Source organism: Rhodovulum sp. BSW8 (genome assembly GCF_003314725.1).
Taxonomy (GTDB): domain Bacteria; phylum Pseudomonadota; class Alphaproteobacteria; order Rhodobacterales; family Rhodobacteraceae; genus Rhodovulum; species Rhodovulum visakhapatnamense.
The window spans coordinates 65849-81738 of sequence record NZ_QNVX01000050.1; the positions used below are offsets into that span (position 1 = coordinate 65849).

General features: G+C 69.9%; 17 protein-coding genes. 5 read left to right on the plus strand and 12 right to left on the minus strand.

Features of this window, described 5'->3' with window-relative positions; genetic code table 11:
- Nucleotides 1-10 precede the first annotated feature (10 nt).
- The 4 genes from DSD19_RS18135 to DSD19_RS18150 all read left to right on the plus strand — a co-directional run bounded on the left by DSD19_RS18135 (nucleotide 11) and on the right by DSD19_RS18150 (nucleotide 4116).
- Nucleotides 11-448 (plus strand): Rrf2 family transcriptional regulator, encoded by a 438-nt coding sequence (locus DSD19_RS18135; protein ID WP_075787187.1) that lies wholly within the window; start codon nucleotides 11-13, stop codon nucleotides 446-448.
- A 76-nt stretch (nucleotides 449-524) separates the two neighbouring features.
- A complete protein-coding gene (locus tag DSD19_RS18140; protein ID WP_113670631.1) occupies nucleotides 525-1811 on the plus strand; it encodes a glycerate kinase in 1287 nt (428 codons plus the stop codon).
- Between the two features lie 112 nt (nucleotides 1812-1923).
- Nucleotides 1924-3690, plus strand: coding sequence for a sugar phosphorylase (locus tag DSD19_RS18145; RefSeq protein WP_075787185.1), 1767 nt, complete (start codon nucleotides 1924-1926; stop codon nucleotides 3688-3690).
- A 6-nt stretch (nucleotides 3691-3696) separates the two neighbouring features.
- A complete protein-coding gene (locus DSD19_RS18150) occupies nucleotides 3697-4116 on the plus strand; it encodes an NUDIX hydrolase (RefSeq protein WP_113670632.1) in 420 nt (139 codons plus the stop codon).
- Between the two features lie 4 nt (nucleotides 4117-4120).
- Here DSD19_RS18150 and DSD19_RS18155 read toward each other — a convergent pair whose 3' ends face one another.
- Both DSD19_RS18155 and DSD19_RS18160 read right to left on the minus strand, forming a co-directional pair.
- Nucleotides 4121-5353, minus strand: coding sequence for a glycosyl transferase (locus DSD19_RS18155; RefSeq protein WP_113670633.1), 1233 nt, complete (start codon nucleotides 5351-5353; stop codon nucleotides 4121-4123).
- Between the two features lie 89 nt (nucleotides 5354-5442).
- A complete protein-coding gene (locus tag DSD19_RS18160) occupies nucleotides 5443-6222 on the minus strand; it encodes a mannosyl-3-phosphoglycerate phosphatase (protein ID WP_337248279.1) in 780 nt (259 codons plus the stop codon).
- Nucleotides 6223-6463: 241 nt separating this feature from the next.
- Between DSD19_RS18160 and DSD19_RS18165 the strand changes: the two genes are divergently transcribed.
- Nucleotides 6464-7237, plus strand: coding sequence for a phosphoadenylyl-sulfate reductase (locus DSD19_RS18165; protein ID WP_207802487.1), 774 nt, complete (start codon nucleotides 6464-6466; stop codon nucleotides 7235-7237).
- Between the two features lie 6 nt (nucleotides 7238-7243).
- Here the strand turns inward: DSD19_RS18165 and DSD19_RS18170 are convergent, their stop codons facing one another.
- The 10 genes from DSD19_RS18170 to DSD19_RS18210 form a co-directional block, all read right to left on the minus strand.
- Complete coding sequence (locus DSD19_RS18170; RefSeq protein ID WP_113670634.1) at nucleotides 7244-7933, minus strand: ABC transporter ATP-binding protein; 690 nt, start codon at nucleotides 7931-7933, stop codon at nucleotides 7244-7246.
- Entirely contained in the window at nucleotides 7930-8685 is a 756-nt protein-coding gene (locus tag DSD19_RS18175; protein WP_113670635.1) for an ABC transporter ATP-binding protein, read from the minus strand. Before DSD19_RS18175 ends, DSD19_RS18170 begins: the two co-directional genes overlap by 4 nt.
- Nucleotides 8678-9661 (minus strand): branched-chain amino acid ABC transporter permease, encoded by a 984-nt coding sequence (locus DSD19_RS18180; RefSeq protein ID WP_113670636.1) that lies wholly within the window; start codon nucleotides 9659-9661, stop codon nucleotides 8678-8680. Before DSD19_RS18180 ends, DSD19_RS18175 begins: the two co-directional genes overlap by 8 nt.
- A 3-nt stretch (nucleotides 9662-9664) precedes the next feature.
- Nucleotides 9665-10573, minus strand: a complete 909-nt coding sequence (locus DSD19_RS18185) for a branched-chain amino acid ABC transporter permease (protein WP_371412632.1) — start codon at nucleotides 10571-10573, stop codon at nucleotides 9665-9667.
- A 58-nt stretch (nucleotides 10574-10631) separates the two neighbouring features.
- Nucleotides 10632-11771, minus strand: a complete 1140-nt coding sequence (locus DSD19_RS18190) for an ABC transporter substrate-binding protein (protein WP_113670637.1) — start codon at nucleotides 11769-11771, stop codon at nucleotides 10632-10634.
- A 232-nt stretch (nucleotides 11772-12003) separates the two neighbouring features.
- Nucleotides 12004-12831, minus strand: a complete 828-nt coding sequence (locus DSD19_RS18195) for a hypothetical protein (protein WP_113670638.1) — start codon at nucleotides 12829-12831, stop codon at nucleotides 12004-12006.
- A 33-nt stretch (nucleotides 12832-12864) separates the two neighbouring features.
- Nucleotides 12865-13410, minus strand: a complete 546-nt coding sequence (locus DSD19_RS18200; protein WP_133260468.1) for a hypothetical protein — start codon at nucleotides 13408-13410, stop codon at nucleotides 12865-12867.
- A gap of 77 nt (nucleotides 13411-13487) precedes the next feature.
- Nucleotides 13488-14066, minus strand: a complete 579-nt coding sequence (locus DSD19_RS18205; RefSeq protein WP_243628110.1) for a glycosyltransferase family 2 protein — start codon at nucleotides 14064-14066, stop codon at nucleotides 13488-13490.
- Nucleotides 13963-15099, minus strand: a complete 1137-nt coding sequence (locus tag DSD19_RS22455) for a hypothetical protein (RefSeq protein ID WP_243628106.1) — start codon at nucleotides 15097-15099, stop codon at nucleotides 13963-13965. The genes DSD19_RS18205 and DSD19_RS22455 overlap by 104 nt, the downstream gene beginning before the upstream one ends.
- A 12-nt stretch (nucleotides 15100-15111) precedes the next feature.
- Nucleotides 15112-15540 (minus strand): hypothetical protein, encoded by a 429-nt coding sequence (locus tag DSD19_RS18210; protein ID WP_113670641.1) that lies wholly within the window; start codon nucleotides 15538-15540, stop codon nucleotides 15112-15114.
- Nucleotides 15541-15890: the final 350 nt, after the last annotated feature.

Below are 15890 nucleotides of genomic sequence, written 5' to 3' on the forward strand. Positions count from 1 at the left end.
GAGAACCCCGATGCGTCTGACCACCCGGACCAATATCGCGATGCGGGCGCTGATGTATTGCGCTGTGAATGGCGGGCGCACGGTTCGCAAGTCAGACATCGCCTCTGCCTGCAACACCTCCGAGAACCACATGGCGCAGGTCATCAACACGCTGGCGCATCACGGGCTGGTGAAGACGACGCGCGGCCGGAACGGCGGTCTGACCCTCAAGCGGACCCCCGAGGACATCACCGTGGGCGAAGTTTTCCGGCATCTCGAATCGGGGGTGCCCTTTGCCGAATGCTTCGATCCGGCGACGAATACCTGCCCGATTTCCTGCTGCTGCCTGCTGAAGGGCGCGCTGCAGCGGGCGCTGGCCGAATTCTATGCCACGCTCGACGGCGTCACCCTGGCCGATCTGGTGGCGGGCAACCGCGATCTGGAAGAGGCGCTGGCGCTGGCGTCCTGAGATCGCGGCCCATGCCGTTGGGTCACATCCGCCCGGGGCTCTTGCCAGCGGCCGAGGACGCCCCATCCTTTTCGACATGACAGTTTCGCTTTCCGTCGACCCCACCGAGCCCTCCGGCTTTCTCAGGGCGCTTTTCGACCTGGCTGTCGCCGCGGCAGATCCGATGCGGATCGTCCCGCCCGCTCTGCCGCCCCGTCCTGCCGGACGGGTGGTGGTGGTGGGGGCCGGCAAGGCCTCGGCGCGGATGGCCGAGGCGGTCGAGGCCGCCTGGGGCCCCTGCGAGGGGCTGGTGATCACCCGCTATGGCCATGGCCGTCCCTGCGCGGGCGTCGAGATCGTCGAGGCCGCGCATCCGGTGCCCGATGCCGCCGGCGAGGTCGCGACCCGGCGGATGATGCGCCTGCTGGACGGTCTGGGCGAGGAGGATCTGGTGCTGGCGCTGATCTCGGGCGGAGGCTCGGCCCTGCTGGTGCAGCCCGCCGGGCAGATCACGCTGGAGGAAAAGCGGCTGGTGACCTCGGGGCTTCTGGCCTCTGGCGCCCCCATCGGCGAGATCAACGGCATCCGCAAGGAAATATCGGCGGTCAAGGGCGGGCGGCTGGCGGCGGCAGCCTTTCCGGCGCGGGTGCTGGGCCTGCTGATTTCCGACGTGCCGGGCGACGACCCGGCCGACATCGCCAGCGGCCCCACGGTCGGGCACAGGGGCGACGCGGGCCGGGCTCTGGCGGCGCTGGCGCGCTGGGGCGTGGTGCCGCCGCCCTCGGTGCAGAGCTTTCTCGAGGCGGGCGGTGATCCGGTTCGCCCCGACGATCCGCGCCTCGGCCGGGTCGAGAATCTGGTGATCGCGGCGCCCGCCCGATCCCTGGAGGCCGCCGCCGAGGCCGCGCGCGCCGCGGGCTCGGCGGTCGAGATCCTGGGCGATGCGCTGGAAGGCGAGGCCCGCGAACTGGCCGAGGCCCACGCGGCGCTGGCCCTGGCGCGGCAGGCGGCGATGGCGCCGGGCGATCGGCCGCTTTTGTTGCTGTCTGGCGGCGAATGCACGGTGACGCGGCGGGGCGACGGGGTCGGCGGCCCCAATGCCGAATATGCGCTGGCCCTTGCGGTCGCGCTGGGCGGCGCGCCCGGGATCGACGCCATCGCCTGCGACACCGACGGGGTCGACGGCGCGGCCGAGGTGGCGGGGGCGGTGATCGGCCCGGACACGCTGGCCGAGGCGGCGGTGCTTGGGCTCGACCCGGCGGCGGCGCTGGCGGCCAATGACAGCCATGGCTTCTTCGCGGCGCTGGGCGCGCAGGTGGCGCCGGGCCCGACCCTGACCAATGTGAACGACTTCCGCGCCATCCTGATCCGCCCCAAGCCGTGACCGGCGCCCAAATCCTGGGCACTGACCCGGTCCGCGGCCCGTCCGGCGCGGCACGGGCTTGCAAGCCTGCCGCGCGCGGGCAACAAACAAGATCGGGAAACGCCTGGACGCCATGACAGACACGACGCAGACCCTGCGCATCAAGCTGGCCGGCCTCGTTGGCCGGATCTACCCGGATCAGGACCGCGAGCTTCTGATCGACCGGATCGTCGAGGCGTTCTGGCCCGAGGGTGCGCGCCCCCGCCGCCGCGCCCGGATGCCGTCGAACCGGCTGTGGTCCTCAGAGGACTCGATGGTCATCACCTATGGCAACAGCTTCACCGATGGCCAGCACAAGCCGCTCGATCTGCTGAACGATTTCCTGCACCGGCATCTCGAGGGCACGGTCGGGGGGGTGCATATCCTGCCCTTCTTTCCGTTCACCTCGGATGACGGCTTTGCGGTGACCGATTACCGCATGGTCAATTCCAACCTCGGCGACTGGGAGGATATCCAGCGGATCGCGGGCAGCTTCCGGGTGATGTCCGATCTGGTGCTGAACCACGTGTCCAGCCAGTCGCACTGGTTCAGCGAATACCGGCAGGGCCATCCGCCCTATGACCGCTTCTTCTTCGAGGCCTCGCCCGAGGACGATCTGGCCCCTGTGGTGCGCCCGCGCACCAGCCCGCTGCTGCGCGAGGTCGAGACCGCGAACGGCCCCCGCCATGTCTGGTGCACCTTCAGCCACGATCAGGTCGATCTGGATTTCCGCAATCCCGAGGTGCTGCTGGAATTCCTGCGGATCATGCGGCTGCATGTGGACAATGGCGTGCGCATCGTCCGGCTCGATGCGGTGGCCTTCCTGTGGAAGGAACCCGGCACGCCTTCGATCCACATGCCCCAGACCCATGCCATCGTTCAGCTGATGCGGGTCTTGTGCGATTTCGCGGTCGAGCCGGTCGTGCTGCTGACAGAAACCAACGTGCCGAACCACGAAAACCTCAGCTATTTCGGCAACCGGAACGAGGCCCATGCGGTCTACAACTTCTCGTTGCCGCCGCTGATCCTGCACGCGCTCCTGTCGGGCACGGCCGAATACCTGCACCGCTGGCAGGCGACGATGCCGCCCGCGCAGCTGGGCTGTGCCTACCTGAACTTCACCGCCTCGCATGACGGCATCGGCATGCGCCCGGTCGAGGGGCTTTTGCCCGAAGAGCAGATCGGCGACATCATCGGCGCGATCCGGTCCTTCGGCGGCGAGGTGTCGATGCGCACCACCCTTGGCGGCGGCGAGGCCGCCTACGAGCTGAACATCACCTGGTTCGAGGCGATGAAGGGCACCTTCGCTGGCGAGGACCAGTGGCAGGTCGACCGGTTCCTCTGTTCGCAGACCATCGTCATGGCGCTGGAAGGGATCCCGGCCTTCTATGTGCATTCGCTGCTGGCGACGCCCAACGATCATGCCGGGGTCGAGAAGACGGGGGTCAAGCGCGCGATCAACCGGCACCGCTGGGACTATCCGGCCTTGCTGGCCTTGCTGGACGATCCGTCCAGTCTGCAGGCGCTGGTGCTGCGGCAGATGAAGCGGCGGATCGGCATTCGCCGCCGCCAGCCCGCCTTCCATCCGAACGCGACCCAGTTCACGCTGCATCTCGACCACCGCCTGTTCGGGCTCTGGCGCCAGAGCCTCGAGCGCGACCAGTCGGTCTTCGCGCTGCACAATGTCAGCGCAGAGGATCTGTCGGTCTCGCCGATGGCGATCAACCTCATCGGCGGCGAGGACTGGGTCGACCTGCTGTCGGGCGAACGGATCTCGCCCACCGGCACCGAAATCCCGTTTGCGCCCTATCAGTGTCGCTGGATCTCGAACCGCGACGGCGCCGGGCCGGGCGCGGGCTAGGCGGCGATGACGGCGGAGGGGCAGAGGCCGCTGGTCGCGGTTTTGGCCGTGGTGATCCGCGCGGGCCAGGTGTTGCTGGTGCGCCGCGCCAACCCGCCCGATGCGGGCTTCTGGGGCTTTCCCGGCGGCAAGGTCGAGTTCGCCGAGCCGCTGCTGGCCGCCGCCGCCCGCGAGCTGTTCGAGGAGACCGGCATCCGGGCCGAGCCGCAGGCGGTGCTGACCGCGCTCGACGCGCTCGACCGCGGCCCGGACGGGCAGGTGCTGGGGCATTTCGTGCTGGTCGCGGTTCGCTGCCTCTGGCAGTCGGGCGCGCCTGTCGCGGCCGACGACGCGCTCGAGGCGCGCTGGGTCGCGCTGGACGAGCTTGAGGCGCTGGCCCCGCAAAGCGCCGACGTCACCCGGGTGGCCCGGCTGGCCGCCGGATGAGCTTTCAGTCGCCCGAGGGCCCGAAATCGGCCGCGTCCGCCGCCACCGCCGCCAGCATGTCGTCCATCAGGGTCGGGTCGGCCGAATGCACCCGGTTCCAGGTCGGGATGAAGGGGGTTTCGGCGGGGTTGTCCAGAAACACCCGACCGGCCTCGGTGATGTTCTGGGCGAACATCTCGATGATGTTCTCCTCGGCATGGCGGTCGAGGCTCAGCCCGTTCATCCGCGCGTCGTTGTAATAGCAGTCCAGAAGGTCCAGCGCCTCGCGGTAATAGGTGGCCTTCAGGGTGCGGAAGATCTCTTCGGAAAACACCGTGCCATCGGCCGCCAGCTTGCGGAAGATCGATTTGCAGATATCGACCGACATCCGCGACAGCCCGCGCGAGGCATCCTCGGGCGAGACCGGCTGGTGCTTGTGGTCATAGGCGTCCGAGATCTCGACCTGACAGACCGAGCGCGGCGCGAGATTGCGCCAGGCCTCGGACAGCACGCCGATTTCCAGCCCCCAGTCCGAGGGGATGCGCAGGTCGGGCAGGGGCGCCGTCCTGAGCGCGAATTCGCCCGACAGCGGGTAGCGGAAGGAGCGGAGGTAATCGAGGTAATCGCGGTCGCCGATGGTCTTCTTCAGCGCCAGCAGGATCGGGCTGACCAGCAGACGGCTGACCCGGCCGTTCAGCTTGCCCTCGCCGATCCGGGGATAGAAGCCCTTGGCCAGCTGATAGGGGAAATTGGGGTTCGCGACCGGATAGACCAGCCGCGCCAGCATCTCGCGCGTGTAGGTGACGATGTCGCAATCGTGCAGCGCCATCACCGCGCTGTCCTTGCAGGCCATGAGGTAGCCCATGCAGAACCAGACATTGCGGCCCTTGCCGGGGTCGCCCGGTGTCAGGTTGTGGACGTCAAGCCGGGCATGGATCGCCTGCATCCGCGGGCTGTCCTGCCAGATCACCACATGGTTCTGCGGCAACCGGCCGAAGAAGCGCAGCGCATGCGCGAACTGCGCCTCGTCGGCCTGGTCGAGCCCGATGACGATCCGGTGCAGGAACGGCACCTCGGCCAGTTCGTCGAGGATCTTCGGCAGCGCGTCGCCTTCAAGCTCGGAGAACAGCGAGGGCAGGATCAGGCTGATCCTGCGGGTCTGGGCAAAGGTCGTCAGCTCGTGCACCAGAAGCTCGGCCGGGGCCGAACGCAGGTTGTGCAGGGTGGCGACATTGCCGTTCTGGTGAAAATCGGCCATGGGCGCGGCTCCTTGCCGGGACAGGGACCGTCCCGAAGAAAGACAGGGCCGGGGCGGGGGCGCCCCGGGGACAGTCAGGGTCGGGACCGTCAGATCCCGAAATCAGCAATAACCTGCAGCACCGCCTGGTTCCAACCTTTCGGCCCGGCTGCGGCGATCCGCTGGATGCGGCCGGTTTCCTCGCCATCGAGGGGCGGCATCGGCGCGCGATGCGGATTGGCGATGATGAAGCCCTGATCGGCCTGTTCCAGCATCTCGCGGTCGTTCGGCGCATCGCCCAGTGCAACGACGTAGGGCGTCGAATAGCGCGCCGCGATCTCGGCCATCTGCCCGGCCTTGCTGGCGCCGAACGACAGGGTCAGGAACCGCCCGCCCTCGCGCCCGCTGACGCCTTGCGCCCGGAGGGCTGCCAGAAACTCGGTCTTCTCGGTCTCGCTGCCCGACCAGATGCCGGGTTCGGAATAAAGCCGTTGCGCGGCCAGGGCGGCGGCCCCGGGCGCCAGCCCCGTCGCGTCGGCGATCCAGTCCGCGCCGCCATCGCCAAACCCCCGGAACCGCTGACGCAGCGGGGCGGGCACCTGATCGAGTGCTGTGCGCAGCGCCCGATAGCGGCCGCCGGTCCGGGGGGCCTCGGCGCCCGGTTCCAGGATGCCCGCGCCGTTCTCGACAATGGCCGGATGCGCGGAAAGGCCCAGTTCGGTGCGCAGCGGCGCGATTTCGGCGGCGGTCTTCGACGAGGCGAGGATGACCGGCACCCCGGCCCCGCGCAGCGCCTCCAGCGCCGGGGCGGCGGCTTCGTGGGAATAGGTTTCGTGATCCAGCAGCGTGCCGTCGAGGTCGGTGAAGATCAGCAGGACTGGGCGGGGCATCGGCATCCTTCGAGGACAAGACGTGGGAACGCTTGGCACCGGGATACGCGGCCCGCGCGCCCATGGCCAGAGCCGGGTCGCGGAACCGTCCGCCCAGACATGCCAATGTGACAGGCACATGTCGGAGAGTGGCGAAAAATCACGCAGCGGTGTCGCGCGGCCTTCGGTCCCTGCGCCGCGGGTTTTCCCGACTCTTTTAGGGTGATACTTCTGGACCGTTGCCGCGCAAGGGAATGTCAGAATGTCCGATCCCGTCTCCGATGCGAAACGCGCCTCTGAAAACGCCTGGCCCCCGGGCGGCGCGGACCGGCTGCTGGAGGCGCTGCAGGCCGACCACATGCCCGATCTGGGCCATGTCGACATGGTGGGGCTGTTGCTTGACCCTCGGCTGGGCAAGCGCGCGCTGGTCTCGTCCTTCGGCACCGAAAGCGCGGTGCTTCTGCACTACGTGACCCGGATCTTTCCGCGCATTCCGGTGCTGTTCATCGAGACGGGGCGGCATTTCGCCGAGACGCTCGCCTATCGCGACCAGTTGGCCCGGCGGCTCGATCTCAACCTCGTCGATGTGCGGCCCGACCCGGCGACCGTCGCCGCCGAGGACCCGCATCACCGGCTGGCCCATGAAGACCCGAACATGTGCTGCCTCTTGCGCAAGACCTTCCCGCTGGCCGATGCGCTGGACGGGTTCGATACCTGGATTTCCGGGCGCAAGCGGTTTCAGGCCTCGACCCGCGCGGCCCTGCCCGCGATCGAGCGCGACGGCGCCCATCTCAAGGTCAACCCGCTGGTCTTCTGGACCCAGGCCGATATCGCGGCCTATTTCACCGCGCACCGGCTGCCGCGCCATCCGCTGGAGGCCGCGGGGTTCCGCTCGATCGGCTGCGAGCCCTGCACCCGGGCGGTGCGGCCGGGCGAGGATGCGCGGGCCGGGCGCTGGGCCGACAACCCCGAAAAGACCGAATGCGGCATCCATCTTGGCCCCGACGGGCGGTTCGTGCGCCGCCGTCCGGTCTGAGGCGGGTCAGACGCCCAGATAGCGATCGACCAGCGCGGGCGTCAGCCCGTCCGCGGGCCCGGTCCAGACGCTGGCGCCCTTTTCCAGGATGACCGCGCGGTCGGCGATGCGGACCAGTTCGGTCAGCGACTTGTCGACCACCAGGATCGCCAGCCCGGTTTCGGCCTTCAGCTGCCGGATCGCGGCCCAGATCTCGGCCCGGATCAGCGGCGCGAGCCCCTCGGTCGCCTCGTCTAGCAACAGCAATCGCGGATTGGTCATCAGCGCGCGGCCAATGGCCAGCATCTGCTGCTCGCCGCCCGACAGCGACCCGGCCTCCTGCCGCCGCCGTTCCGCAAGCCGCGGGAACAGCCCCGCGACCCGCGCCAGATCCCAGATCCCCGGCCGCGCCGCGGCGATCAGGTTTTCCTCGACGCTGAGCCCGCGAAAGACCCGCCGGCCCTCGGGCACAAGCCCCAGCCCCAGCCGCGCCGCGCGATGGGCGGGCATCCCGGCCAGATCCTGCCCGGCAAAGCGGATCGAGCCTCCCCGATGCGGCGAGAGGCGGCAGATGCTGCGGATCGTGGTCGACTTGCCCATGCCGTTCCGGCCCATCAGCGCCACGACCTCGCCCTCGGCCAGGCAGAAGTCGACCCCGAAAAGCGCCTGCGCGGGGCCGTAAAAGGCCGTCACGCCCTCAAGGTGCAGCAAGGTCACGCCAGCCGCTCCTCGCCCAGATAGGCGCGCTGCACCTCCTTGTCGGCCCGCACCGCCTCGACCGGGCCGCTGGCGATGATCCGGCCCGAGACCAGAACGCTGATCCGGTCGGCCAGCCGGAAGACGGCATCCATGTCATGTTCGACCAGCAGGATCGGCGCCTCGCGCTTGAGCAGATCGAGCAGCACAGTCATCTCGCGCGCACCGTCCGGTCCCATCCCCGCCATCGGCTCGTCCAGCACGAAGGCGCGGGGCGCCAGTGCCAGCGCCATCGCCAGATCGAGCCGTCGCCGTTCGCCATGCGCCAGATCGCCCGCCCGCACCGCGCGGCGCCCGGCCAGCCCGACCCGGGCGACATAACCGCTCGCCCGTTCGACCAGTGCCGGGTCCGACAGCGCGGGGCGCAGAAAGCGGTAGGGTGCGCCGCTTGCGCCTGCGACGGCCAGCATCGCGTTCTGCAGGACGGTCAGCTCGGGCGCCAGCGTCGTGACCTGAAAGGTGCGGGCCAGCCCGGCCCGGGCGCGCGCGGCGGCGTCGCACCCGGTCACGTCGCGCCCGTTCAGCCGGATGCAGCCCGCATCGGGGCTCAGCGTGCCCGCGATCAGCCCGATCAGGGTCGACTTGCCCGCGCCGTTCGGCCCGATCAGGGCATGGATCTCGCCGCGCCTGAGGGTCAGCGACACACCGTCGGTCGCCTTCAGCGCGCCGAAGGCGAGGTGCAGGTCCTGAACGTCCAGTACAGGCTCAGTCATGCGCCACCGCCCGTCCCGCCAGCGCGCCGATCAGGCCGCCGCGTGCGAAAAGGACAATTCCCAGAAGCGCAAGCCCAAGGAAAAGCTTCCAGTAGTCGCTGACCCCGCCCAGAAGATGTTCGAGAAGCACAAAGATCGCGGCCCCCGCCACCGGCCCGAAAAGGCGCCCCGCGCCGCCCAGAATGACAAAGACCATGATCTCGCCCGAGGTCTGCCAATGCAGCATCGAGGGGCTGACGAAGCGGTTCAGATCGGCGAAGAGCGCCCCCGCCAGCGCCGTGACCGCGCCCGAGACGACGAAGGCGATCAGCTTCAGCCGGGCGGGGCGCAGGCCCAGCGCCGCCACACGCTCGGGGTTCTGCCGCGCGCCGTCCAGCGCAAGCCCGAAACGCGAGCGCGCGATCAGGTGCATCGCCCCCAGCGCCAGCAGCAGGACGCCGAGGCAGAGCCCGAAGAACTGCAACGGATCGAGTGTGTCGAGCCCCGGAAAGCCGTTCCGGACATAGATCGAGATCCCGTCCTCGCCGCCATAGGCGGGCCAGGAGACCGCAAAATAGTAAAGCATCTGGGCAAAGGCCAGCGTGATCATGATGAAATAGACCCCGCCGGTGCGCAGGCTGAGCGCCCCGATGACCAGCGCGGCCAGCGCGCCCGCCGCCATCGCCGCCAGCCAGATCGCGGGCATCGACTTGGTGCCCGGCAAGTCCATCGGCCAGGTCATCAGCGGCTCATAGGCCTGCACGGGGGCTGCCAGCACCGCCATGGCATATCCGCCGATCCCGAAGAAGGCGGCATGGCCCAGCGAGACCATCCCCCCGAGCCCCAGCGCGAGGTTCAGCCCGACTCCCGCCAGCGCGAGGATCGCGGCCTTGGTCGCCAGCGTCACGAGGAAGGGTTCGTCCAGCGCCTGGGCGGCCAGCGGCACCGCCAGCAGCGCGAGCAGGATCAGGGCGTTCAGAAGGGGTTCGCGCCGCATCGCTCAGGCCCGTCCGAAAAGGCCGCCGGGCCGGATCACCAGCACGCCCGCCATCAGGATGTAGATCAGCATCGACGCCAGCGCCGCGCCGACCGAGCCCGCCTCGGCCGGGGGCAGCACTGTCGCGAAGGCAACCGGCAAAAGCGCCCGCCCCAGCGTGTCGGTCATCCCGACCAGCAGCGCACCGAACAGCGCCCCCCTGATCGAGCCGATGCCGCCGATCACGATCACCACGAAGGCCAGGATCAGCACCGGCTCGCCCATGCCGACCTGCACCGATTGCAGCGCGCCGACCAGCGCGCCCGCCAGCCCGGCCAGCGCCGCGCCCAGCGCGAAGACCAGCGTGTAAAGCCGCGAGATGTCGACGCCGAGCGCCGCGATCATCTCGCGGTCGGCCTCGCCCGCGCGGATGCGGATGCCAAGCCGCGTCCTGCCGATCAGCAGGAACAGCCCCGCCGCCACCGCCAGCCCGAACCCGATCAGCGCGAGGCGGTACAGCGGATAGTCGATGCCGCCGGGCAGCCGCACCGGCCCCGACAGCGCAGCCGGGATGTCGAGATACAGCGGAAACGATCCGAAAAGCCAGCGCGTGCCCTCGGACAGGATCAGGATCAGCGCGAAGGTCGCCAGCACCTGGTCAAGATGGTCGCGCGCATAAAGCCTGCGGATCACCGACAGCTCGATCAGCGCGCCCGCGGCGGCGGCGGCGGCAAGGCTGGCGACCAGGCCCAGCCAGAAGCTGCCGGTCGCGGCGGCAACGGCCGCGCAGGCGAAGGCGCCCAGCATGTAAAGCGAGCCATGCGCAAGGTTGATCAGCCCCATGACCCCGAAGACCAGCGTCAGCCCGGCGGCCATCAGGAACAGCATGATCCCGTATTGCAGGCCGTTCAGGGCCTGCTCGATCAGAAGCATCGCGGACAAGGGGCCTGTCTCCGGCGGGGCGGGCGGCGCCGGGCCGCCCGCCATTGGGTCACATCTTGCACGCGTCCTCGTAGGGATTGCCGCGATCGGTCATCGCGGTGCCGACGATCTTGTTGGTGTAGATGTCGCCCTCCTTCACCACCTCGCGGACGTACAGGTCCTGGATCGGGTGGTTCGACGGGGCAAAGCTGAACTTGCCGCGGACTGAGGCGAAATCGGCCTCTTTCAGAGCCGCGCGGAAGGCCTCGGTCTCCGAAACCGGCGCCTTGGCCATGGCCGACAGCAGCAGGTTCGCGGTGTCATAGCCATAGGCGGCGTAGACCGAGGGCAGGCGCCCGTATGCGGCGCGGAAGCTCTCGACGAAGGTCGCGTTCGCGGCAGTGTCGAGATCGGGCGACCAGTTCGCGCCGTTCAGCACGCCCACGGCAGCATCGCCCATCGCCTGAAGGATCGACTGATCGAAGCTGAAGGCCGGGCCGATCAGCGGCAGGCCGACGCCGGAATCGGCGTATTGCTTGACGAAGGAAATCCCCATGCCGCCCGGCAGGAAGATGAAGACCCCGTCGGCGCCCGAGGCGCGGATCTGCGCGATCTCGCCGGCATAATCGGTCTGGCCGAGCTGGGTATAGACCTCGGACACCACCTCGCCCTCGTAGAACCGCTTGAACCCGCTCAGCGAATCCTTCCCGGCCGGGTAGTTCGGCGCCAGGATGAAGGCGCGTGTGATGCCCGCGGTCGCGGCATAGGCCCCGGCCGCCTCATGCAGGTTGTCGTTCTGGTAGCTGACCGAGAAATAGCCCGGATTGCAGCCCTTGCCCGCCAGTTGCGAGGGAGCGGCATTGGTCGAGAGATAGGTCTTGCCCTGCGCAGTTGCCGCCGGAACCACGGCCATGGCGAGGTTCGACCAGACGATGCCGGTCAGCACATCGACCCTGTCGGACTGGATCAGCTTGTCGGCCAGTTGCACGGCGATTTCGGGCTTCTGCTGGTCATCCTCGATCACGACCGTCAGGTCGGGATTGGCGGCGGCCTCGACCGCCAGCATGAACCCGTCGCGCGTGTCGATCCCGAGGCTCGCGCCGCCGCCCGAAAGCGTGGTGATCATGCCGACCTTCACCGGATCGGCGGCGGCGGACCCCGCCAGCGCAAGCGCGGCCCCGGCCGCCAGAAGCGTTGCCTTGAATGCCATTGTCGTCTTCCCCGTTCTCTGCCCGGCTTCTGGGCCCCCTGGTCCCGGCCGGTTGGCGGGCATGCTAAGCCGGGCCTGCGTCCTGCGGCAAGCGGCGAATGGCCACCCGAGGCGGGGCGGGGTCCCGGCGGCGGCGGCGCGGCTGGCCTCGGCGGCATGGCCATAGCGGCCGGTGAAATTGCGGGTCCGCGCGACGCGGCCATAGCGGGTTTCCCAGGGCACGAGGCGCGGATCAAGCGTCGATTGCGGGCTGATCGCGACCACCGTGGCGCCCGGCACCGCAGCGGAATAGGCCGCGGCCCCATAGCCGCCCATCGAGGCGCCGCAGAACACCACCCTCTCGAACCGGGCGAAGAAGCCCGAGGTCGCCAGGCGGCCGAATTCGCCCGCGACGGCCGGGTCGCGAAACCAGGTCCAGCCGAAGGTCATCACCCCCAGCATCGACCAGCCGTTCCGGGCGATGACGTCGAAGCCCCGGGGGCTTTGGCGCGGCGTCGGGGGCGGGGCGCAGGGCGACAGTCCGGTGCCTGGGCCCGGTGGCCAGAACGCGGGTTTGCCCCATCCGGCGCAGGTCGGCCAGCCGACCCGAGCCGTTGCGGATGTCGGCGATCAGCGTAGCGCCCGCCGCGATCCCCCGGCGGAACAGCCGGTCATAGGTCGAAACCGGGTAGTGATAGCCGCAGGAGAGCAGACTGATCGCTGCGTCGGGCGCGAGGTCCGACAGATCGTCATGGCGGGGGGTGAAGGTCGCGATCATCGCTTCGGGCACGCCATCGGCGACAAGGAAGGCGCGGGTGCGGGCAGGATCGGCAAAGCCCGCGCCGGTATCCTTCAGGCCGAAATGGCGGGCCTCGGTCGTTTCGATGTCGATCAGGTCAAGCGCGCAGCCGAAGCGGCGATACAGGAATAGATCGACCAGCCCGGACCCGCAGCCGATATCGGCAAGCCGGGTGGGCGGCGGCTCGGCCAGCGCGTCGCCCAGAAGCCGGGCGGCCGTCTCGGCCTCGGTCAGGGCCCGGCCGAGGATTTCGTCCCGCCGCGCGCGGGCCAGCGCCCGCAAGGGGCCATCGGCCCATGGCGAGCCGGGACAGGGTCAATGCCGGGCTTCGTCTGGCGGGACGGTAAAGAAGAAATCGGCGGGTGGATCGGTTTGCAGCAGGCTGTCGGGGATTGCGCCCGGCCCGGCCGGAAAGACGCTCGGCCCGAAATGCGCCAGCATCCGCGCCAGCATCCGCGACAGCCGCCGCAGCCGCTCGCGGGTCAGCTCGGCATGAAAGGCTGCGGGCTCGGGCGCGGCCATCCGGTCGGCGATGCGCGCGCGATGGGCGGCGACGCAGGTCAAATGAGCGGCGGCGATTTCGGGATCGGCCATCAGCCGCGCCCGCTCGGCCTCCATCGCCGCAAGGCGGCGCCGGACCGACAGGTCGTCTTCGGCGTTACGGTTCATCCGGAACCAGTAGCCAAGCCCCTTGTCGCGGTCGACATGGTTGACCCGGCCGCGGTCGCGCTTGACCAGAAATCTCTGGGCCGAGCGCAGGGCGAAATGGTACATCTGCACCAGATCGTAGCCCGCCGTTCCGGGCGGGCGAGCGGCAGGCGGTGCGGTACATCTGGGGCGGCAGCGGCCGGCCAGAGCCATCGACCCAGCGGATCTCGTTCAGCCGCCCGGGTTCCAGCCCCCTGGGGCGGTGGACGCCCGGCTTGCGAAAGAGTCCCTTATCGCGAAAGAGCGTCTTGACCCCCCCGGGTCTGATGCGGCTTGCGCGTCATCTTGGTCGCGCAGAGGGTGAATTGGGCCATCGCCGGGCGATCCTCGTAGCCGTCGATGTCGGCATTGCCGAACAGCCGCCAGGTCATCGAGATCGGGTTGGCGCCCCGGGTCGCGGCAAACAGCGCGGCCAGCGTGCCGTCGCCGGTCGTGATGGTGATGAACCCGTCGACATCCATGCAGACGACCCAGCCCGCCTCGCGGATCGCGGGCTCGTCCTCTGCTGCCTGCAGCGCGGCATGCCGGGGCTTCAGCCCGGTGGCGCGGTAGGGGTTCGTCCGGTGCTGCACCAGTCCCTTGCTGTCAAGACGCGCCAGCAGCCGGTCGGTGCCGTCGGTGCAATCGTTGGTGTGGACCAGAATGTCGTCGACGCCGATGGCGCGGTGATGGGCCAGCCATTGAGGCTGACGGGGCCTTCGTTCTTCATGGTAGTGACGATGGCCACGCGCCCGGGGCTTGGGTCGGGGCCTTGGTGGGCGGCGGCCCGTGTCGGGGCGGGGCGCGGAACTGCGGGGGCATGGCCGAATTCGCGGGCGACCGGATCGGCCAGCGCGAGCGCGGCCGCAAGGCTTGTCCTGGGCACGATCCGGCCGGCCGGATGGCCGCGATGGCGCATACCGATGCAAAGGAAAAGACTGCCTCGGCCGTGGCCTCGCCTGCCCGGTGCGCGCGCCAGGGCCGATTGTCGGGCATCTGGGCCGGCACGACGCACCAGCGGCGCAGCCCGCGCGGCCGGTCGAACTGGAGGCACCCGTGATCGGCAAAGCCCGGCCGGGCCGGGTCGCGGGATTTCCACGGAAAGACATGGCGCCCCAGCAGCGCCAGCGCGCCCGAGGCCCGGGCGGTCTCGAAGACAGTGGTGCCGGACGGGGCGGGGCACAGCAGGTCGCAAAGGTCGAGCGCGGCGACCGCGTGTGCCCCGGACAGCCAGGCATGGGGCAGCCATTCGTACAGATGCCCCTCGCCCAGCGGCGCCCGCCAGCGGTCGGGGGCGGGCGGGGTCATGCGGGCCTTGCCCGGGGCCTCGGGGACATTGAGCGGATGGCTTTCGGGGGCCGCGCCGGGGGGGCCAAGCGGATGATCGAAGCCGACCAGCAGCACCCGGGGCAGCCCGTCGAGCCGGGGGCGAAGGACGGCCAGCGCCTCGGCGAACCTGTCGGCCTCGGGGCCGGGCGGGGCGCGCTCGACGATCAGCGCGGCCTGAAGCTTCTGGGGGCGGCGGTGAAAGGCCAGCCAGTCTGGGGGGCCGTCTGCGGCCCCGTCTGCGGTTTCGCCGTTCCGAAGCGCGACCAGAACGTTGAGCCCGGCAAAAAGGTGGGTCCGGGCCGGGCGCGGATCAGGCATGACGGCCCCGCCGTCGAGCGTCAGCGGAACCGGGCCTTCGTCGCTGCCGCAGGTCAGCGTCAGAAGCGTCGCGCCCGCGACCGTGCGAAGCGTGGTGGCCGTCGTCTCGCCCGCCGGACCGACGGCGCCCGGCAGCGCGGTTCCGGCCAGCATCGCTGTGACCTCTCGTCCGCTGCCTGCGGGCGTGGCGACCGTGTCCAGGCAGATCGCGGCCAAGCGGCCGGGCGGTCAGCGCGACGGGCAGGATCTCGGGACCGGGGGCCATCGGCTCAGAGCCTCCCCCGCGCCACGCGGATACAGTGCGTACATGGCGGCCGCCCGGTCGGGCGGCAACGCCCGGCTGCCCCCGGCCAGCACAAGCTGGCTGCAGAAGGCATGGCGCTCGGGCGTGGCGATCTGGCGCGCGGCCTCGGCCCGATGCCAGTCAAGCGTGGCCTCCTGCAGCGCGGCCAGCCCGGGCAGGGCGGTGAGGCGCGCGCGCACCGCGGCGGTGGCGGGGGCCATCGCGGCGATCGAGCGGTCTTCGACGGTGTTGAAATTCCGTTCGACCCAATGGCCCAGATCGACCGCGCGGTCCGTCCGGTTCGGCAGGCCGCGGGCGCGTTTGACGACGAAGGCCTTGGGCGACTTCACCGCGTAATGGTTGATTTCGGCCAATGCCCGCCCGGCCTGCCCCCCCCCAGAGCGAGAGCCGCCCGGGGTGTGCCGCGAAGCGTTCTGGCAGGGGCGTGCCGCTGCCATCGACCCAGCGGGGCGGGGCCCGTCCGGGCACCGGGCGCGGGCGGTGGATGCCGATCCGGCCGAAGGCCTCGATACGGTAGAGCGTCTTGAAGAAGCTTGCCGCGACCGGGAAGGCGGCATCGGGGGGCATGGCGGCGGTGAAGACCTCGGTCACCGGTTGGTCAGGATCCCGGTTTCGCCGTTGCCGCCGGAAAGCCGCCAGGGCAGGGCCGCGATCAGTGCCGCCAGATCGTGGCCGGGGACGTGGATGTTGAGATATTCGTCGA